At 63.8% G+C, this 15,343-nt stretch carries 14 protein-coding genes; 6 read left to right on the forward strand and 8 right to left on the reverse strand.

The window, feature by feature from the left end:
- Positions 1 to 56 precede the first annotated feature (56 nt).
- From rnhA to LWC34_RS02785, 3 genes are read right to left on the reverse strand one after another with little or no spacing between them, the layout of a single operon-like run.
- On the reverse strand, positions 57 to 512 hold the full coding sequence (gene rnhA / locus LWC34_RS02775) for a ribonuclease HI (RefSeq protein WP_233722825.1): 456 nt from the start codon (positions 510 to 512) through the stop codon (positions 57 to 59).
- Positions 513 to 534: 22 nt separating this feature from the next.
- Positions 535 to 1,383, reverse strand: a complete 849-nt coding sequence (locus tag LWC34_RS02780; protein WP_233722826.1) for an LLM class flavin-dependent oxidoreductase — start codon at positions 1,381 to 1,383, stop codon at positions 535 to 537.
- 37 nt (positions 1,384 to 1,420) lie between these two features.
- Positions 1,421 to 3,049: an alkaline phosphatase family protein gene (locus LWC34_RS02785; RefSeq protein ID WP_233722827.1), complete on the reverse strand. Its 1,629-nt coding sequence runs from the start codon at positions 3,047 to 3,049 to the stop codon at positions 1,421 to 1,423.
- A gap of 308 nt (positions 3,050 to 3,357) precedes the next feature.
- Here LWC34_RS02785 and LWC34_RS02790 point away from each other — a divergent pair, with 308 nt between their 5' ends.
- Genes LWC34_RS02790 through LWC34_RS02810 form a run of 5 tightly spaced genes read left to right on the forward strand, consistent with a single transcriptional unit; the run spans position 3,358 to position 9,580 of the window.
- Positions 3,358 to 3,882, forward strand: coding sequence for a DUF4365 domain-containing protein (locus LWC34_RS02790; RefSeq protein ID WP_233722828.1), 525 nt, complete (start codon positions 3,358 to 3,360; stop codon positions 3,880 to 3,882).
- Positions 3,879 to 4,874 (forward strand): hypothetical protein, encoded by a 996-nt coding sequence (locus LWC34_RS02795; protein WP_233722829.1) that lies wholly within the window; start codon positions 3,879 to 3,881, stop codon positions 4,872 to 4,874. Before LWC34_RS02790 ends, LWC34_RS02795 begins: the two co-directional genes overlap by 4 nt.
- A 3-nt stretch (positions 4,875 to 4,877) precedes the next feature.
- Entirely contained in the window at positions 4,878 to 5,498 is a 621-nt protein-coding gene (locus tag LWC34_RS02800) for a hypothetical protein (protein ID WP_233722830.1), read from the forward strand.
- A gap of 2 nt (positions 5,499 to 5,500) precedes the next feature.
- Entirely contained in the window at positions 5,501 to 8,566 is a 3,066-nt protein-coding gene (locus LWC34_RS02805) for an ATP-binding protein (RefSeq protein WP_233722831.1), read from the forward strand.
- Between the two features lie 45 nt (positions 8,567 to 8,611).
- Positions 8,612 to 9,580, forward strand: a complete 969-nt coding sequence (locus LWC34_RS02810; RefSeq protein ID WP_233722832.1) for an MsnO8 family LLM class oxidoreductase — start codon at positions 8,612 to 8,614, stop codon at positions 9,578 to 9,580.
- Here the strand turns inward: LWC34_RS02810 and LWC34_RS02815 are convergent.
- Positions 9,528 to 10,463, reverse strand: coding sequence for a sigma-70 family RNA polymerase sigma factor (locus LWC34_RS02815; protein ID WP_233722833.1), 936 nt, complete (start codon positions 10,461 to 10,463; stop codon positions 9,528 to 9,530). The genes LWC34_RS02810 and LWC34_RS02815 overlap by 53 nt on opposite strands.
- A gap of 39 nt (positions 10,464 to 10,502) precedes the next feature.
- Between LWC34_RS02815 and LWC34_RS02820 the strand changes: the two genes are divergently transcribed.
- On the forward strand, positions 10,503 to 11,060 hold the full coding sequence (locus LWC34_RS02820) for a DinB family protein (protein ID WP_233722834.1): 558 nt from the start codon (positions 10,503 to 10,505) through the stop codon (positions 11,058 to 11,060).
- Between the two features lie 438 nt (positions 11,061 to 11,498).
- Here the strand turns inward: LWC34_RS02820 and LWC34_RS02825 are convergent, their stop codons facing one another.
- Genes LWC34_RS02825 through LWC34_RS02840 form a run of 4 tightly spaced genes read right to left on the reverse strand, consistent with a single transcriptional unit; the run spans position 11,499 to position 15,337 of the window.
- Positions 11,499 to 12,353 (reverse strand): NAD(P)H-binding protein, encoded by an 855-nt coding sequence (locus LWC34_RS02825; protein ID WP_233722835.1) that lies wholly within the window; start codon positions 12,351 to 12,353, stop codon positions 11,499 to 11,501.
- A 54-nt stretch (positions 12,354 to 12,407) separates the two neighbouring features.
- Entirely contained in the window at positions 12,408 to 13,043 is a 636-nt protein-coding gene (locus LWC34_RS02830) for a response regulator (protein ID WP_308199958.1), read from the reverse strand.
- Complete coding sequence (locus tag LWC34_RS57880) at positions 13,040 to 14,200, reverse strand: sensor histidine kinase (protein ID WP_233722836.1); 1,161 nt, start codon at positions 14,198 to 14,200, stop codon at positions 13,040 to 13,042. Before LWC34_RS57880 ends, LWC34_RS02830 begins: the two co-directional genes overlap by 4 nt.
- 18 nt (positions 14,201 to 14,218) lie before the next feature.
- Positions 14,219 to 15,337, reverse strand: a complete 1,119-nt coding sequence (locus LWC34_RS02840; protein WP_233722837.1) for a DUF418 domain-containing protein — start codon at positions 15,335 to 15,337, stop codon at positions 14,219 to 14,221.
- Positions 15,338 to 15,343: the final 6 nt, after the last annotated feature.

Below are 15,343 nucleotides of genomic sequence, written 5' to 3' on the forward strand. Positions count from 1 at the left end.
CTCCTTTGTTCTTGGTGTGGCACCAGCCTAAGGCCGATACCGGCCACTTTCTGTCCTCAATGGGAGGACTTTGCCTCCTCGCATCCGCGGACAGCCAGCCGGTCGGCTCGTTCGTTGTCCGGATGACCAGCGTGGCCCTTCACCCAATGCCACTCGACGTCATGCTGCTTGGCCGCGGCCTCCAGCTGTTGCCACAGGTCAGCGTTCTTCACGGGCTGCTTGGCCGACGTCTGCCAGCCGTTGGATTTCCACCGTGGCAACCATTGCGTGATGCCGTTGCGGACATAGGAGCTGTCGGTGTACAGGTGCACGACCGACGGCCGGGTCAACGTCTCCAAGGCCTTGATCGGCGCCGTCAGCTCCATCCGGTTGTTCGTCGTGGGCGTCGCTTCACCGCCGTAGAGTTCGCGCTCGTGGCGTCCGTAGCGCAGCAATGCGCCCCATCCGCCCGGTCCGGGATTTCCGCTGCACGCGCCGTCGGTGTAGATCTCCACAACCTGCTGTTCACCCACCCCGGCACAGTACCGACAGCCGTCACAGCATCGATCCTGCCTCGGCGATCAGGTCGAGCTGCCGCAGGATGTCGCTGCCATCGCTGCCGATCCCGAGCTCGTCCAGGCCAGCTTCGGCGTATTCGGCCATCCGCTCAGCGGCCTGTTCCGGGCCGCCCGTGAGCGTGATCTCGGCGATCTGTTCGGGCGTCTTCTGATAGAAGGCGCTCAGCTGCTGGACCATCCGTTCACGGGCGGGTTCGTCGTTCAACGCCGAGTGCAGGCCGAGGTGAATCCGGGGCGCAGGCCTGGCGTACTCGGCCGCGTACAGCTGCAGCTTGGCCTTGGCCTCGGCGACCTCAGCCGGTGTCAGCGCGGCCGTGAGCCAGAAGTCCCCGTACTTCGCGACGCGCCGCAGCGCGGGTTCGATGTTGCCGCCCGCGACGAGCAGCAGTGGCGCGGGTGCGGCGGGCGCCAACGTGACGCCAAGCGCGCTTTCACCCGTGATCAGCTTCGGCAGGATTTCCAGGGCCTGGTCCAGCAGTTGCCCACGGTTTCCGGTTGGCGCGTCGACCGCTTTCCAGAACGGTGTCCCCGGGAAGCCGCCGATCCCGAGGCCGAGCCGGACCCGGTTGCCGGACAGGTGCTGCAAGGTCTGGATCTGGGCTGCCAGCATCGCGACCGGCCGTGTCGGGATCGACAGAACCCCGAAGTCCAGCCAGACGCGTTCGGTCACGGCCGCGACTGTTGACTGGACGACGATGGGTTCCAGCCAGGGTGTGCCGTCACCGATCAGGACATCCGCGGCCGCGACCGAATCGAAGCCCAGCTCCTCCGCGCGCCGCGCGACAGTGACGATGTCCTGGTGAGGCAGTCCGATACCGATTTCCATGACCCAAGGCTCGAACGTGAACCTTGGTTGAAGTCAACTACCGGGCGGGCGGGTGCGGGCCGAACGTGGTCAGGAACTTGTCCCTGAAGTCCTGCATCGGCCACACCGGAGCCTCAAGGCCAGGGTTCAGGCCGTCATGCCAGCCCCAACTCGCGGTCCGCTCAAGCACCGCGGGGTCCTTGGCCACGATCGTCACCGGGACATTGCGCGTCGCCCCATCGCCCGTGATCATCGGCGCAGGCTGGTGGTCACCGAGGAACACGAGCACAAGGTTCTCGTCGCCATAGGTCTGCACGTAGGAGATCAGCGAGTTCAGCGAGTACTGGATGGCCTCGCCGAAAGCAGCGCGGGACTTGCCTGCGTCGTTCCAGATGTCTTCCGGCTTGGTGCCGTTCTCGGCCTGCGGAATGAAGATCGACCCGTCGCCGACCTGGTTCCAGTCGACCATCTTCGGCAGCGGAACGAACGGCGTGTGGCTGGAAACCAAGTCGATCTCGGCCATCACAGGCTTGCGGTAACGCTTGTCCCGCTCGTTGCGCTGGAACGCGGAAAGCGTGTACTGGTCAGGCATCTGGGCGTAGAAGAACGGCTTGCCCTTGTAGCCGGAGGTGTGCGAGTCGTAGTACGAGTCGTAGCCGTAAACCTTGCCTTCCGGCCACGGCTTCATGTTCTGCGGCACAACGCCGACGGTCTTCCAGCCGGCGCGCTCGAACGCCCCACTCAAGGTGAACCGGTCACTGGCGACAAAGGTGTCGTAACGCTTCTGGTTGTTGATGTACACGCCGGACTGCAGCGTCGAATGCGCGAGCCAGCTGCCGCCACCCGACGTCGACGAGGTGATGTACGCACTCTTCGACTCGAACCCGGCGGCCCGCAGTTTGGCGGTGCCCGCGTCGAGGACAGCGTCAACCCCGGGCGAGATAACGGGATCCTGGATCGCGACCTGGCCGTAGCTCTCGATGAACGTGAGGATCACGTCCTTGCCGCGCAACCCGGTCAGCAACTCGCTGCCAGGCACATCCCGGAACGCGTCAACCGAAGCCTCCGCGTGATAAGCGTTGGAATCCTGCAGGCTCGACCCAACCTGCCGCGCGTGGTCGTACGCCAAAGCTGCCGCGCTGTTGCTCGCAAACGGCGCCCCAAACGCAGCCGCCCCAACCCAGATGACCCCGAGCACAGCCAATGCACGCGTCGCCGCCGTCTGCCGCCCAGCGACAACACGGGACAACCGCACCGACGCCAACGCCATCAGCACGATGAGTGCAAGGGCCAGAATGGAGATGCCGATCGCGGCGGCGACCGCGCCACCCTGCCCGATCGCGCCCGCGAGGAACTCAAAGCCCGGCCCGAGGAAACTCCAGTCGAAAACGGGATCGAAGGGACGGGCAAGCGTGGTGTAGAAGCCCATGTCGAAGAGCTTCCAGATGAGCAGAAGACCAAGAAGCGACCCAAGGACCGCGGCGACGATCTTGCGCGGCTTTGGCGGCAACACCAGCATGAGCGCGACGCCGATCAAGCCTTCGAGCGGAATCCGCAGAATCGAAAGCGGCCCAAGCTTGGGCAGCTCATTCGGCACAACCAAGGTGAACAGCACGAACAGGAACGCCAGCGCCGTGATCACCTTTGCCGTGACACGACGCCACTTCGGCACACTGTCCGCACTCATCGACTGCCCTCCGGCTCTTGTCCTGCCTCCGCGGGCAGCCACCATTAGAAGTAACGGACAGCGCCAGAGGGAGGTTCACTCGCGCCGTCAAGTTACCGGTCAGCCAGCGCAGCTGTGTGGCTGGTCACCCCTCGTGAGTGGTTAAGCGTGTTCTAACGCTGCTAACCACTCACGAGGGGTGACCAGGAATTGTGATCTTGGGCCGGAAAATGTTGATCTGATCTCGTGCTCCGTTCGGGTTCATGGTGCTGACACAAAAGTGTCGTCCTGCGTAAGCTGCGTCTCGCTGCCACAGCCGGGGAGGTCGTGTGCTTGATGCCCGGAATCATCAGGGCAAGTTTGGTGAGGACTACGTCCGCGCGCTCGCGTCGGCGGCCGGTTTGCTTGTGTATCAGCATGATCTGGATCTTGACGGTGTTGATCTCGGCTTCCGGATGCCGGGCAGGACGACCGGAGTCGCTTCTCCGTGTGTCGAGGCGCAGATCAAATCGTGGTCGCGCGGCGAAATGAAACAGGGTGTCTCGGAATGGCACTTCAACGGTCTCAATGAAGCTCAGTTCAACCGTATCGCCGGTGATGATTTCACGGTGCCGCGGTTTCTTTTCCTTGTCCGTGTCCCGTCGAACAATATGGATTACGTGGAGTTCACAACCGACGGGATGCTGCTGCGTCACCTGGCTTACTACTGTTCCCTTCAGCTGGAGACGCCGATCGAGAAACCGGACAAGAGCCGCAGACGTCCCGTTCGGGTACCTGTTGCCAACGTCCTGACCGCACGGAGCCTGCTGAACCTGGTGCGCTCAGTCGAACTGGCAGCGCGGAGTACGGCGTGACCAGCTCACTGGGCGTCACCGACATAGCCAGTTACCTGGTCGACAGCGGGTGGCAGCAACGTCAGGAACGTTGGCGCGGCGCCTCCATCTGGGTCTACGACGAGGAGTACGAGGTGCTCGTCCCGGCAAGGGACGGGATGGGCGACGCGGACCTGCGGGTGCGGCAGATCCTGGACACGTTGACCCAGGTCGAGAACCGCCCGAGGGAAGAGATCGTCCTCGATATCCGGTTGCCGTGGTCCGACACCCAGGTGATCAGGATGTTTCCGGACGGGCTGCCGTCGGGCTTCACCACGTTGCACGCGGGCCTGCAAGCCCTGACCGGCGTGGAGGGTGCCCTGCGGGCGGCGGCCCAGTCGGTCCGTGGGGACGTCCCCGCCGATGTCGAACGTCTGCTTGGCCGCGTGCAGCTGGGGCCCGCGCGAGCTGGCAGCTACATCCTACCGGTACGGGTACCTGTGGACGATGCCCTCGGCCGTCAGGTGACCAGACGACTCCACACCGCGGTATCCCTGCTGAGCAACCCGCAACCGGATCCCAATGGCCTCAGGGAAGCCGAGGTTCCCGCGGAGTTGTGCGAATCGGTCAGCCGGTTGGGAAACCGGCCGTTCGAAATCGGATTCCGTTGGGCCAGGGCAATTCCATCGGATTTGCCCTCAGCGGTCTACAACTTCGCCGAAGGGGCGAGCACTGTCATCCGTGCGGCCGCGGAACAACTACGGCGCCTGGACGACCCCGCGACGGTGGCTGTGTCAGGGGTGATCCAGGGACTGCGGGACGACGAATCTCGCGAGGACAGATGGTCGATTGAGATACGGGGCGCAGGGCGTCGCGCGGTCTGGGTCCGGCTGCCTGACCGCGCCACCTACGAAGTCGCGATCGCAGCCCACCGCGCGGGGCGGCAAGTGCGCGTACGCGGCGAGATGAAGACCATCGGCCGCCGGGTGGAACTGCTCGCCGGACCGGACGGATTCCAGCTACTGGAGGACTGACGCATGTCCGAACCGAAACTGGGGCTGCCGCACCGAGCGATCTTGCTGGTGCTGATGGCGGAGGCGAGGCAGGTCTCCAACAAGGAACTGAAAGATCGCTGGAACCTGACGATGACCAAGCCCTACCGCATGGCGCTCCAAGATGCGGACCTCATCGTGACCGACGAAGACACCAAGCCGTTCCGGCACGAGCTGACCGAGCGAGGTTGGAAGTGGTGCGCCGACGAGCTCGCCGCAGACATCCCGGCACGCGCGGGATCAGTGGGTGCGGGGTTGTACGCGGTGCTCGCTGGTGTGCACCGATACCTGGATCGTGCTGGTCTGGCGCTCAGCGACGTGTTCAAGGCGGAGACCGAGATCGTCGATCTGGAGGGTCTGATTCGAGACGCGTACGAGCGGCTGGCTGCTCGTCCCAAGGCGTGGGTGCGTTTGGCTGATCTTCGTCCGTTGCTTGGCAACGTTCCCCGCGACGCAGTGGACGAGACGCTGCGGAATATGGACAGCGACGGTGACGTCACGATCATTCCCGATGCTGATCAGAAGAACCTCACCGTGGAGGACCGGGCGGCTGCCCTGCGGATCGGCAACGAGGACAACCATCAACTGGCCATTGGTCGAGCGTGATCATGGACCAACACAAAGCGTTGGCACAGTTGCAGTTCGAGGCCGCACTGACCGAAGACGACGTATGGCATTCGGCTCAGGCCCATGTGCGGGGTTTGCACAGGGCCGCCCAGCAGATGGTCATGGATCGGGTTCTGGAGGCCAGCCGGAGCACCGGGCCGAGTCCGATCGGCGTCGTGCTCAGCGGCCGTGCCGGTGCGGGCAAGACACACATGCTCGGCTGGGTACGCAGGCAAGTCGCGCACGAGGGCGGCTACTTCTTCCTCAGCAATCTCGGTGACGGCAGCGGGTTCTGGGCGAACGCCTCGGAAGCGATTCTGCAGGGGCTAGGCCACGACGGCGAAGACGGGCTCACACAGCTCGCCACGTTCCTTCGCAGACTCTGTGTCGCCGCGAGGGTTCTTCCGTCGCTTACCGACGCGATCATCGGCAAGGCACCGTTGACGCCTGGCGGACTGGACGACTTCGTCGGCTCATTGCGTGGGCTCAACCGGCAGGTCGCGATGGAGTGTCAGGACGCGGCACGTGCTCTGGCGTTGGCTGCGTCTGTCGATATTCGGGAAGCGAACGTCGGGTACGACTATCTGACCTCGTCGGGTGAGATGCGGGACGAGGACCGGCTCCGCTGGGGCTTTCGGGCAAGGCCACACGAGGCGCGTCGAGTCGTGTCCGACGTGTCCAAATTGCTCGGTCTCACTGGGCCAAGCGTCGTTGCCATCGACCAGATTGACACTCTGGTGAGTCTCGCCGAGAAGTCCGGGGGCGCGCTCGGCAAACAGGTCGCTGAGATCGCGGATGGGCTGATGCATCTGCGTGAGGCGACCAGACGGACATTGACCATCGTGGCGTCGCTACCGCAGTCGTGGACGTTGATCGAGTCGACGGCCACCTCGTCGGTGCCTGATCGGTTCACCGTGGCTCCCGAACTGTCCAGGATCACCGACGTGGAACTGGGCAGGGAACTGGTGGCCGCCCGGCTGGCCCAGGTGTACGAGCGGATCGGTTTCGCCCCGCCGCACCCGACTTGGCCGGTGGCTCCCGCTGCCTTCGACGACGTGAAGTCCTATACCCCTCGCCAGGTGCTGACCACGATCTCCAAGCATGCGCAGGCCTGCGTTCAACGCGGTCAGGTCACCGAACTAACGACGTTCGCCGAGACATTCGCCGAAGAAGTCGTCGCCCGGCCTGCTCCAGCGCTGGATATCGATTACGCGCCGTTCGACACGCGGTTCGCCGAGTTGAAGCAGGAAGCCAACATTCTGGCGCCGCTAAACTCGGACCTGGAGAACCGGGAGATGCCCACACTGTTGTTCGCGGGGCTGACCGCGTGGGTCATCGAGCGCGGACCAGGACAGTCCTGGTCGGTGGATCCGGCGCCGGGCGCGAAACCACCGTTGCACGCGAGGCTGCGTCTTATCCTCGACACGGAGACCGATGACCAGGCGCACTGGTCGTTCCGTGCAGTCGCCCATCCTATTGCCCAGGGCGCGTTCCATCCACTGAAGCACGCTTGTGACGCCGCTGGTGTCAAACTCGGTGTCCCCGGCAGATCACTGGTTCTCATCCGCAACATCGAATGGTCTCGCGGTCAGGGGACGCAGCAGTTGTTGGCCGAGGTGGAGAAGACAGGTGGCGCGTCGGTGCCGATCACCGAGGACGACCTGAGAACGTTCCACGCATTGCGGCAGATGCTGAAGGAAGCGAAACCTGGCCTGTCGGACTGGCTTGTCGCTCGCCGTCCGGCCAGCCGAACAGAGTTGTTCGCGGCGGTACTGCCGGTCGACGTCGAAGCCTTGATCGAGAACGTCACACCCGAGCAGTCCATAGTGGACACGGATGACGCCGCTCGGGTGCCGGTCGGCCGACTGCTCGCCGACCAGTCATCTGTGGGCGTTCCGCTTGAGTCGCTGCGTAAGCACGTCGTGATCTTCGCTGGGTCGGGGTCCGGCAAGACCGTGCTCATCCGGCGATTGGTCGAGGAGTGCGCGCTGCTTGGCGTCTCGTCGATCGTGCTCGATCCGAACAGCGACCTCGCCAGGCTCGGCGATGCGTGGCCCGAGTTGCCTGTCGCCGAGGACAAGGCGAAGGCTGAACAGTATTTGCGGGACACCGATGTGGTGGTCTGGACGCCAGGCCGCCCTGGCGGACGGCCGCTCGCGTTCGAACCGTTGCCGGACTTCGCGAGCGTTATGGACAACCCGGACGAGTTCGAGTTCGCGGTGCGCGAGGCAGCCGCCGCACTCGCACCCAGAGCACGGGTCGAAGGCAACACGGACAAGGCCAAATGGCGCAGGGCCGTGCTCACAGAGGCGATCGAGCACTACGCCCGCAACGGCGGCCGCAGCCTGAGCGGCTTGATTGACATCCTCGCTGACCTGCCGGAGGGCGTGAGCAATCTGGAAGACGCGGCAAGCATCGCCGCGCCACTGGCGCAGAGCCTGCGCGCTGAAATGGTGACCGATCCCTTGCTGGACGACAAGATCGACAAAATCGATCCGGGTGTGTTGCTCGCTCCAGCGGCAGGCAAGCGGGCGAGGGTCTCGGTGATCAACCTCGAAGCACTGGCATCGACAGAACAGAAACAGATCTTCGTGAACCAGTTGCAGCTTGAGCTGTTCAGTTGGGTGAAGCGCAATCCGGCTGGCGACCGGCCGCTCGGTGGGTTGCTGGTGATGGACGAGGCACAGGAACTGGCTCCAGCGACAGGAAAGACAGCGAGCACGGCGAGCAGCATCAGGCTGGCACAGCAGGCCAGGAAGTTCGGTCTTGGCTTGATTCTCGCCACGCAGGCGCCGAAAGCTATCCACAATCAGGTATCTGGCAACGCGACAACCCAGTTCTTCGGCCGCTTGAACCATCCGACGCACATCGAGGCGGCACGGGATCTGGCTCGGGCGAAGGGCCGTGACCTGCCTGATCTCGGGCGGCTGTCGGCGGCGGAGTTCTACGTGACGGGTGAGGGGATCGCCTTCCAGAAGGTGCGCACCCCGTGGTGCCTGACCCACCACCCGCGCAGCGCCCTGACGTCCGACGAGATCATCGAGCGAGCCCGAGGTGACGATGAGTGATGTCACAGGAGGGAATGCACAGGTTGGTGGCGCGTTGACCTTGATGTGACATCGGCCAAATTGTCCATTCTGGACCGCTCGAGCAATCGGGTTGGCAAGAGTGACGCGCAGGCGCTGCGGGATACCGTGCGGTTCGCGCAACAGGCCGAAGCGTTGGGGTATCACCGGTTCTGGGTCTCCGAGCACCACAGTGTGCCCGGTGTCGCCGGGTCGGCGCCGACGGTTTTGGCCGCGGCGATCGCGGCGGCCACGTCGACCATCAGGGTCGGTACGGGCGGGGTGATGCTGCCCAATCATCAGCCGCTCGTGGTCGCTGAGCAGTTCGGCGTGCTTGAGTCGCTGTATCCCGGCCGGATTGACATGGGCCTTGGGCGTTCTGTCGGCTTTACCGATGGTGTCCGGCGGGCTCTTGGTCGGGACAAAGATGCGGCTGAGGACTTCGAAGCCCAGGTCAGGGACCTCTTGGGCTACTTCGTCGGTGGTCACGACGGCGTGCACGCGTACCCAGCGGAAGGCCTGCGGATCCCCGCGTTCATCCTGGCCACGGGCGCGGGCGCCGATATCGCCGCTGACCTTGGCCTGCCGGTAGTCGTCGGTGGTCCGAAGGTTGGGCCGACGGTCGCGCGTTATCGCGAGCGGTCGGCGAATCCCTATGTCGTCGTGGCGGTGAATGTCGCTGTGGCTGAGACCTCTGAGCAGGCGAAACGGCTGCTTCTGCCGGAGGCGTGGTCGATGGTGTACTCACGGACCCACGGCGTTTTTCCGCCCCTCCAGCCCGTCGAGAGCATCGACATGAGCCCTCGTGAGCGGGAACGGCTGGAGCGCGGCCTGCAAGGCCAGATCTATGGCACCGAGGACGAAGTCATCGAGGCCCTTGAGCAGCTGCCCGAAGCCGACGAACTGCTGATCACCCTCAGCACCTTCGACCGGGACGAGATGCTCGATTCGTACGCTCGTCTGATCAATGCAGTGACGCGGGCAGGTCGAACTGCCGGAAGTGTTCCGGCCCGATGAAGGACGTGATCGCGGCGATCTTGCCGTCGCGGATCGCCAACACGTTGATCGACCAGGCCTTGCCGAACAGGTAGGCAGCTACGGCTGGCTGCCCGTTGGCGCTGGTTGCCAGGTGCTGCCACGTCCCGCAGGTGAAAGGCACCTTGATGGCATGGTCCATGGCTGCGGCGATTCCGCTGTACCAAGCCGCGAGGGGCGGCATGGACCATGTGACGTCCTCGGTTAGCAGGGCTACCAGGGCATCGGCGTCGCCGCGCTCCATCGCGCTTGAGTATTTGGCGACAATCTCCTTCAGCGCGGCATCGTCCTGCTGCTCGCTCCGGGAGGGTGCCTTCTCCGCGATGATCTTGCGGGCACGGGCCAGCGCTGAATTCACCGAGGTCGTCGACGTGTCCATGATCTCGGCGATTTCAGCCGCGGAGAACTTCAGCACGTCGAACAGCACCAACGCGGCACGCTGATTGCCCGGCAGGTGCTGCAACGCGGCGACGAACGCCAACTCGACACCCTCGCGCTGCTCGTAACGCAGATCCGGATACGGCTCCAACCAGGCGATCTCCAAGGCATTCTGCTCCAGCACCACGTGCTCGCTCGCCGGGCCGAGATCGACGGGCATCGCTCGCTTGCCTCTGGTTTCCGCGATGTCCAGGCATGCCCTGGTGGCCACGGTGTAGAGCCACGTCCGCAGTGAGCTGCGGCCTTCGAACGAGTCCAGCTTGCGCCAGGCTTTGATGAGCGTGTCCTGCAATGCGTCGTCCGCGTCATGCGTCGAGCCGAGCATGCGGTAGCAGTGCGCGTGCAGCTCTCGGCGCAACGGCTCGATCAGGCGGGTGAAGGCCTGGTCGTCGCCCTGTCTGGCTCGCTCGAGAAAAACTTCGCTCACAACCGACGATTCTGCCGCACAGCCGCTGTCTCACTGGGCATGAAAGAAGATTTGCACCACTACCTGCGGGATATCCGGGCTGCCGTGGTCTGGAAGCTGGATGGGCTGTCGGACTATGACGTCCGCCGCCCGCTCACCCCGACCGGCACCAACCTGCTCGGCCTCGTCAAACATCTGACCACGGTCGAATTGCTCTACTTCGGCTATGCCTTCGAGCGTCATTTCCCCGAGGAAGTGGCGTGGTTCAGCAAGGACGCGGAGCCCAATATGGACATGTGGGCGACGGCTGACGAGTCGCGTTCGTACATTGTCGACCTCTACCACCGTGCTTGTGCCCATGCGGACTCCACGATCGAGGAACTTCCACTAGAGACGGTCGGGCACGTGGAATGGTGGCCTGACGGCAAACCGACGCTGCACCGCGTTCTCATCCACGTGATCGCCGAGTCCAACCGGCACGCTGGACACGCCGACATCGTGCGGGAACTCGTCGACGGGTCCGTGGGTCTGCGGGAAGGCAACGACTTCATGCCACCCGTCGACGAGGCGTGGTGGGCCGACTACCGAGCCAAGGTGGTCAAAGCCGCAGGACCGTAAATTGTCGGTAGTCGGGCATAAGCTGCCGCCCATGCGTCTACTGGTGACCCTGAACGCCCGCCTGCGCCCGCTCGATCGTGGCCACGTGTACGAAGATCCGCTGATGGAAGTCCTGGAAGCGAAGCTGCCGGGAAGCGAAATCAGCGGCGGTGGAACCTTACTGACGCCGACAAAGTGGCCTTCGGTGCGACCGAAGGCCTCGGCCTGTACCTCAACGGAACCGATCTGCCCGACGAGGTCTACTAAACTGCTGACGTCAACGAACTCGTCGGCCAGATCCTTGACCGGCTCGGCACCGAAGGCACGATGCAGTCCTATGGGAAGGACCTGAGGAGACGGCGCTGTACCTCTATGGCCCGTCAGCGGACCGGATGCGCGAGCTGACCGCTGACGTCGTCGCGACGCATCCCCTTGCCGCGCAAAGCAGACTCGAGTTGTTCACAGCGTCCTTAAGAACTCGGTAAGTGTCGTCGCGGGACGGCCGGTGAGACGTTCCACAGTCCTTGTGGTGATGTCGAACCAGCCGTTCTCGATGTCCTGGGTGAGCTGAAGTCCGGCGTCGACCGCGTGCGGCACGGCCGCGATCTCGGCAGGAAGCCTTGCCAGCAAGGAATTCCTGGCTTCCTCGTCGCTACAGCGCTCGTGCCGTATCGGTCGGCCAGTGGCTTCAGTGAGAGCTTTGGCAATTCTCGGATGGTTGATCGGTTCCGGCCCGGTGACGTTCAGGAACTGCCCGGCGAAACCGCCGGCGGCCAGTGCGACGGCTGCGACAGCGGCGCAGTCCGACCGCGTCACGTACGAGACATACGATTCGTCGCCCGCGTTCGTTCGCAGGACGCCTGTGTCGAGAGCTTCCTGCAAGGGCAGGGTGAGCGGCAACATTTCCGACCACATTCCGTAGCGCAGAATGGTGAACGGAATGTCTTTACTTGCAAGGATTCTTTCGGTGTCGCGATGGTCGGAGACCAGGGCGTTCGGGTTTGCCGGATCCCCGGCGCGCAGGACGGAGGTGTAGAGCACGGACCCGACGCACGCCTTGATCGCGGCATCGATGGCGTTGGTGTGTGACGGGACGCTGTTGACGCTGACGAGCAGAACGCGCTCAGCTCCGTCGAAAGCATTGACCAGTCCACCGGGATCGGTGAAATCACCTTGTCGCACAGTGACTCCCAGATCGGCCACAGCGGCCGGATCGCGGGTCACCGCGACGATTTTGGCCGCGTCCACGCGTTCGCGAAGGTGCTGGATGGTGAGCCTGCCATGGTTTCCGGACGCGCCGGTGACGACGAACATGCACTCATCATCACGAGAACCCGGAACCCGCGAAAGAAGGCACATTGATGTGCGTTACCCGATGATTCCCTGTTTGTAGGCGGCGGCAACCGCGGCTGCCCGGTCAGGCACCTCGAGCTTGGCGTAGATGTGCAGCAGGTGCGTCTTGACGGTGGCCTCGCTGATGAACAACGCGGCCGCGGCTTCCCGGTTGGTTTTGCCCTGCGCGATCAGCTCAAGCACCTCACTTTCCCTTGCGCTTAGTTTGACCGCCGTCAGAGGCTGTTGTGGACGGACACGCTTGAGTAAAAGTGCTGCCACGGATGGAGAAAGTACGCTTTCATTTCGTGCTGCTGCTCGGACAGCACGGAAAAGCTCTTCTCGTGGGGCATCTTTGAGGAGGTAGCCGATCGCGCCCGCTTCTACCGCGGGTAACACGTCCGAATCCGTGTCATGCGTGGTCAGCACCAAAACGCGCGCTTTAGGGACCCTTTCCCGCAGCAGGCGGATCAGCATGGCGCCGCTGGGTTCTGGCATGCGCAGGTCCGTCAGCACGACATCGGGTTGGCTCGCCTCGACGACTGTCAACGCCTCGGCGCCGGACGCGGCTTCGTTCACGATCTCGAAGTCCGGTTGTGTGCCGAGCATGCCGCGCAGGCCGTCCCGGACGACGGGATGGTCGTCGACGATCACCAGCCGTATCGGTTTCACTGGTCCACCTCGATCGTCGGCACGCTGACGCTGACCGCTGTTCCCGCCCCTGGCGTCGACTCGATTTCCACTGTCCCGCAGAGGGATCGTGCTCGCTGACGCATTGCGATGAGCCCGAATCCGTTGACCTTCAACGGGTCGAAGCCGGTTCCGTCGTCCCGCACGTCGAGCACGATCACATCCTCCATGTAGGACAGTGTCACGTCCACTCGCTGCGCCTGCGCGTGCCTACCGACATTGGCCAGTGTTTCCTGGACGGCGCGCAGGATCGTGATTTCGACTTCCGCGTGCATTGGCTGTGGTGTTCCCGTCACGGTGAACGTTGCCGGGATGTCGTGCTGCGCGTGCCATGTCGTTACGGCTTGCTCCACCGCGTCGCTAAGGCGTGCGTCGTGCAACGGGCCGGGGCGGAGTGCTTCGATCGACCTGCGGACCTCGACAAGGCTCGTGCGCGCCAACTGCCTCGCGGTGTCGAGGCGGCTGCGCGCGGGCCCTGCTGGCGTTAATGCTTCAGCGGCTTCCAGTTGGGTGACGATCCCAGTCAGTCCTTGAGCGACTGTGTCGTGGATTTCACGGGCCATTCGCGCGCGTTCCTCCACGACACCCGTCTCCTTAGCCCGTTCTACAAGCAATGCGTGCAGTTTGGTGTTCTCCGCGGCCATGGCCACGAGCTTGTCGTTGGTCTCCCGCCGCCGGATCGCTTCCTTCTCTATTGTGCGGATGGACCAACCCAACAACGTGGCGAACGGCGTCAGCACCGCGAAGTTGAGCACTTCAGGGCCGGTCAGCACGAACCATGGCGTGTTCGCGAGGACCGCACCGACGTACGCCCACCAGCCGGGCAACGCGACGAACGCGAGCACGTAACACATCGGTATGAAGAGTTCGAAGCTGTCGCTGCGCAGCACGAGAACAGACGTGAACGCCAGCAACCCGACGAAGTACACCGCCATGATCTTGCGTTCCCACCACTGTGGATGTGCAACGATGAACCACCCGTGCCACAGTGCCAGTCCTATGACGATGGCCACGCTGACCAGCCGATAGGACCAACTGGTCTGGTCGAATGCCAACGACAGGGCGCATGCCACGCCCAGCACCACGTACGGAGCGAGCGCCCAGGCCCGGTTCCATCGTCGTTCCAGTTGGTCCTCCACGCTGTCCAGCTTTTCAGTTCAGCGCCGGTACGTCAGGCGTCGGATCAGAATCTCGGCCGGACCGCGCTTGCCTCTCCGGCGCAATTGGTCAGCCAGCAGCACGGACGCCAGCCATGTGCCAACGGCCACGAACGCGATCTCGGCTGATCCCAGCACGCCGCCCAACCCCAACGTGTACGGCATCAGCAGCGCCACGAACACCACGGACTGGAACAAGTAGCAACTGAGCGAGCGTTCGCCGCACGCGCTGATTGCCCTGACGCCTGGGCCACTGCGTTTGTTGGCCGCGAACAGGCCGATCAGCGCGGCGTAACCAAGTCCACCAGCAACCCCGGTCACCGAATGCAAGGCGGACAGCGCCCACATGAACGCGCCCGAATCCGGCGTCCAGAATCGGCCGACCACAAGGCCCATCGGCAACCCGCCGATCACCGCTGCCGACACTCCGACAATGGCCGTCCTTCTCAGCAACGTTCGGTGCTGTTCAGGCTCGGCCAACACGCCACGGCGCGCCGCCCAGATGCCAACGAGCGCCGCGCTGCCGACGCCGAGAACGCCGAACGGGGTAAGAAGCCATTCCATCGGGCGCAGAAGTAGCGCCGTGACCGGGTCGTCAACCTCGAACGACCAAAAGAACTCACGGTTCTCGCTGTAGGACGTGTCGGTGTAGACGAACCCTTGGATGATCGCGACGAGTACGAGCCACCACGCGGCAACCGTCAGCAACGTGCGGTCCTTGGCGCGCATGACAGCCAGCAGAATGAAGCCCAGAACCCCGTACAGGCCAAGGATGTCCGCCGGGAACAGCAGCGTGGCATGCGCAAATCCGAAGACTATCATCCATTGAAACCGCCTGCGCGCAACACTTTTTCCGTCGTTTACCGGAAGGTGCCGTAACATCTGTACGACGCCGTACGCGAACATGGCGGCGAACATGGGATATCCGCGTAACTCGACGAAAGTCACGTTGAGCATGCTGACGATCCGGTCGAGCATGTCGTGCTCGATCACGTGTTGTCTTGGCCCGTAAGGCCTGCCGTAGAGATAGAACGTCGAGTTCGCCAACGCGACCAAGACCAGCATCGTGCCGCGTGCAAGGTCCGGCGCGAGCGCCCGTTCGGTCTGTTTCAGCAACATGTGCTT

The organism is Kibdelosporangium philippinense (assembly GCF_021390435.2).
Taxonomy (GTDB): Bacteria; Actinomycetota; Actinomycetes; order Mycobacteriales; family Pseudonocardiaceae; genus Kibdelosporangium; species Kibdelosporangium philippinense.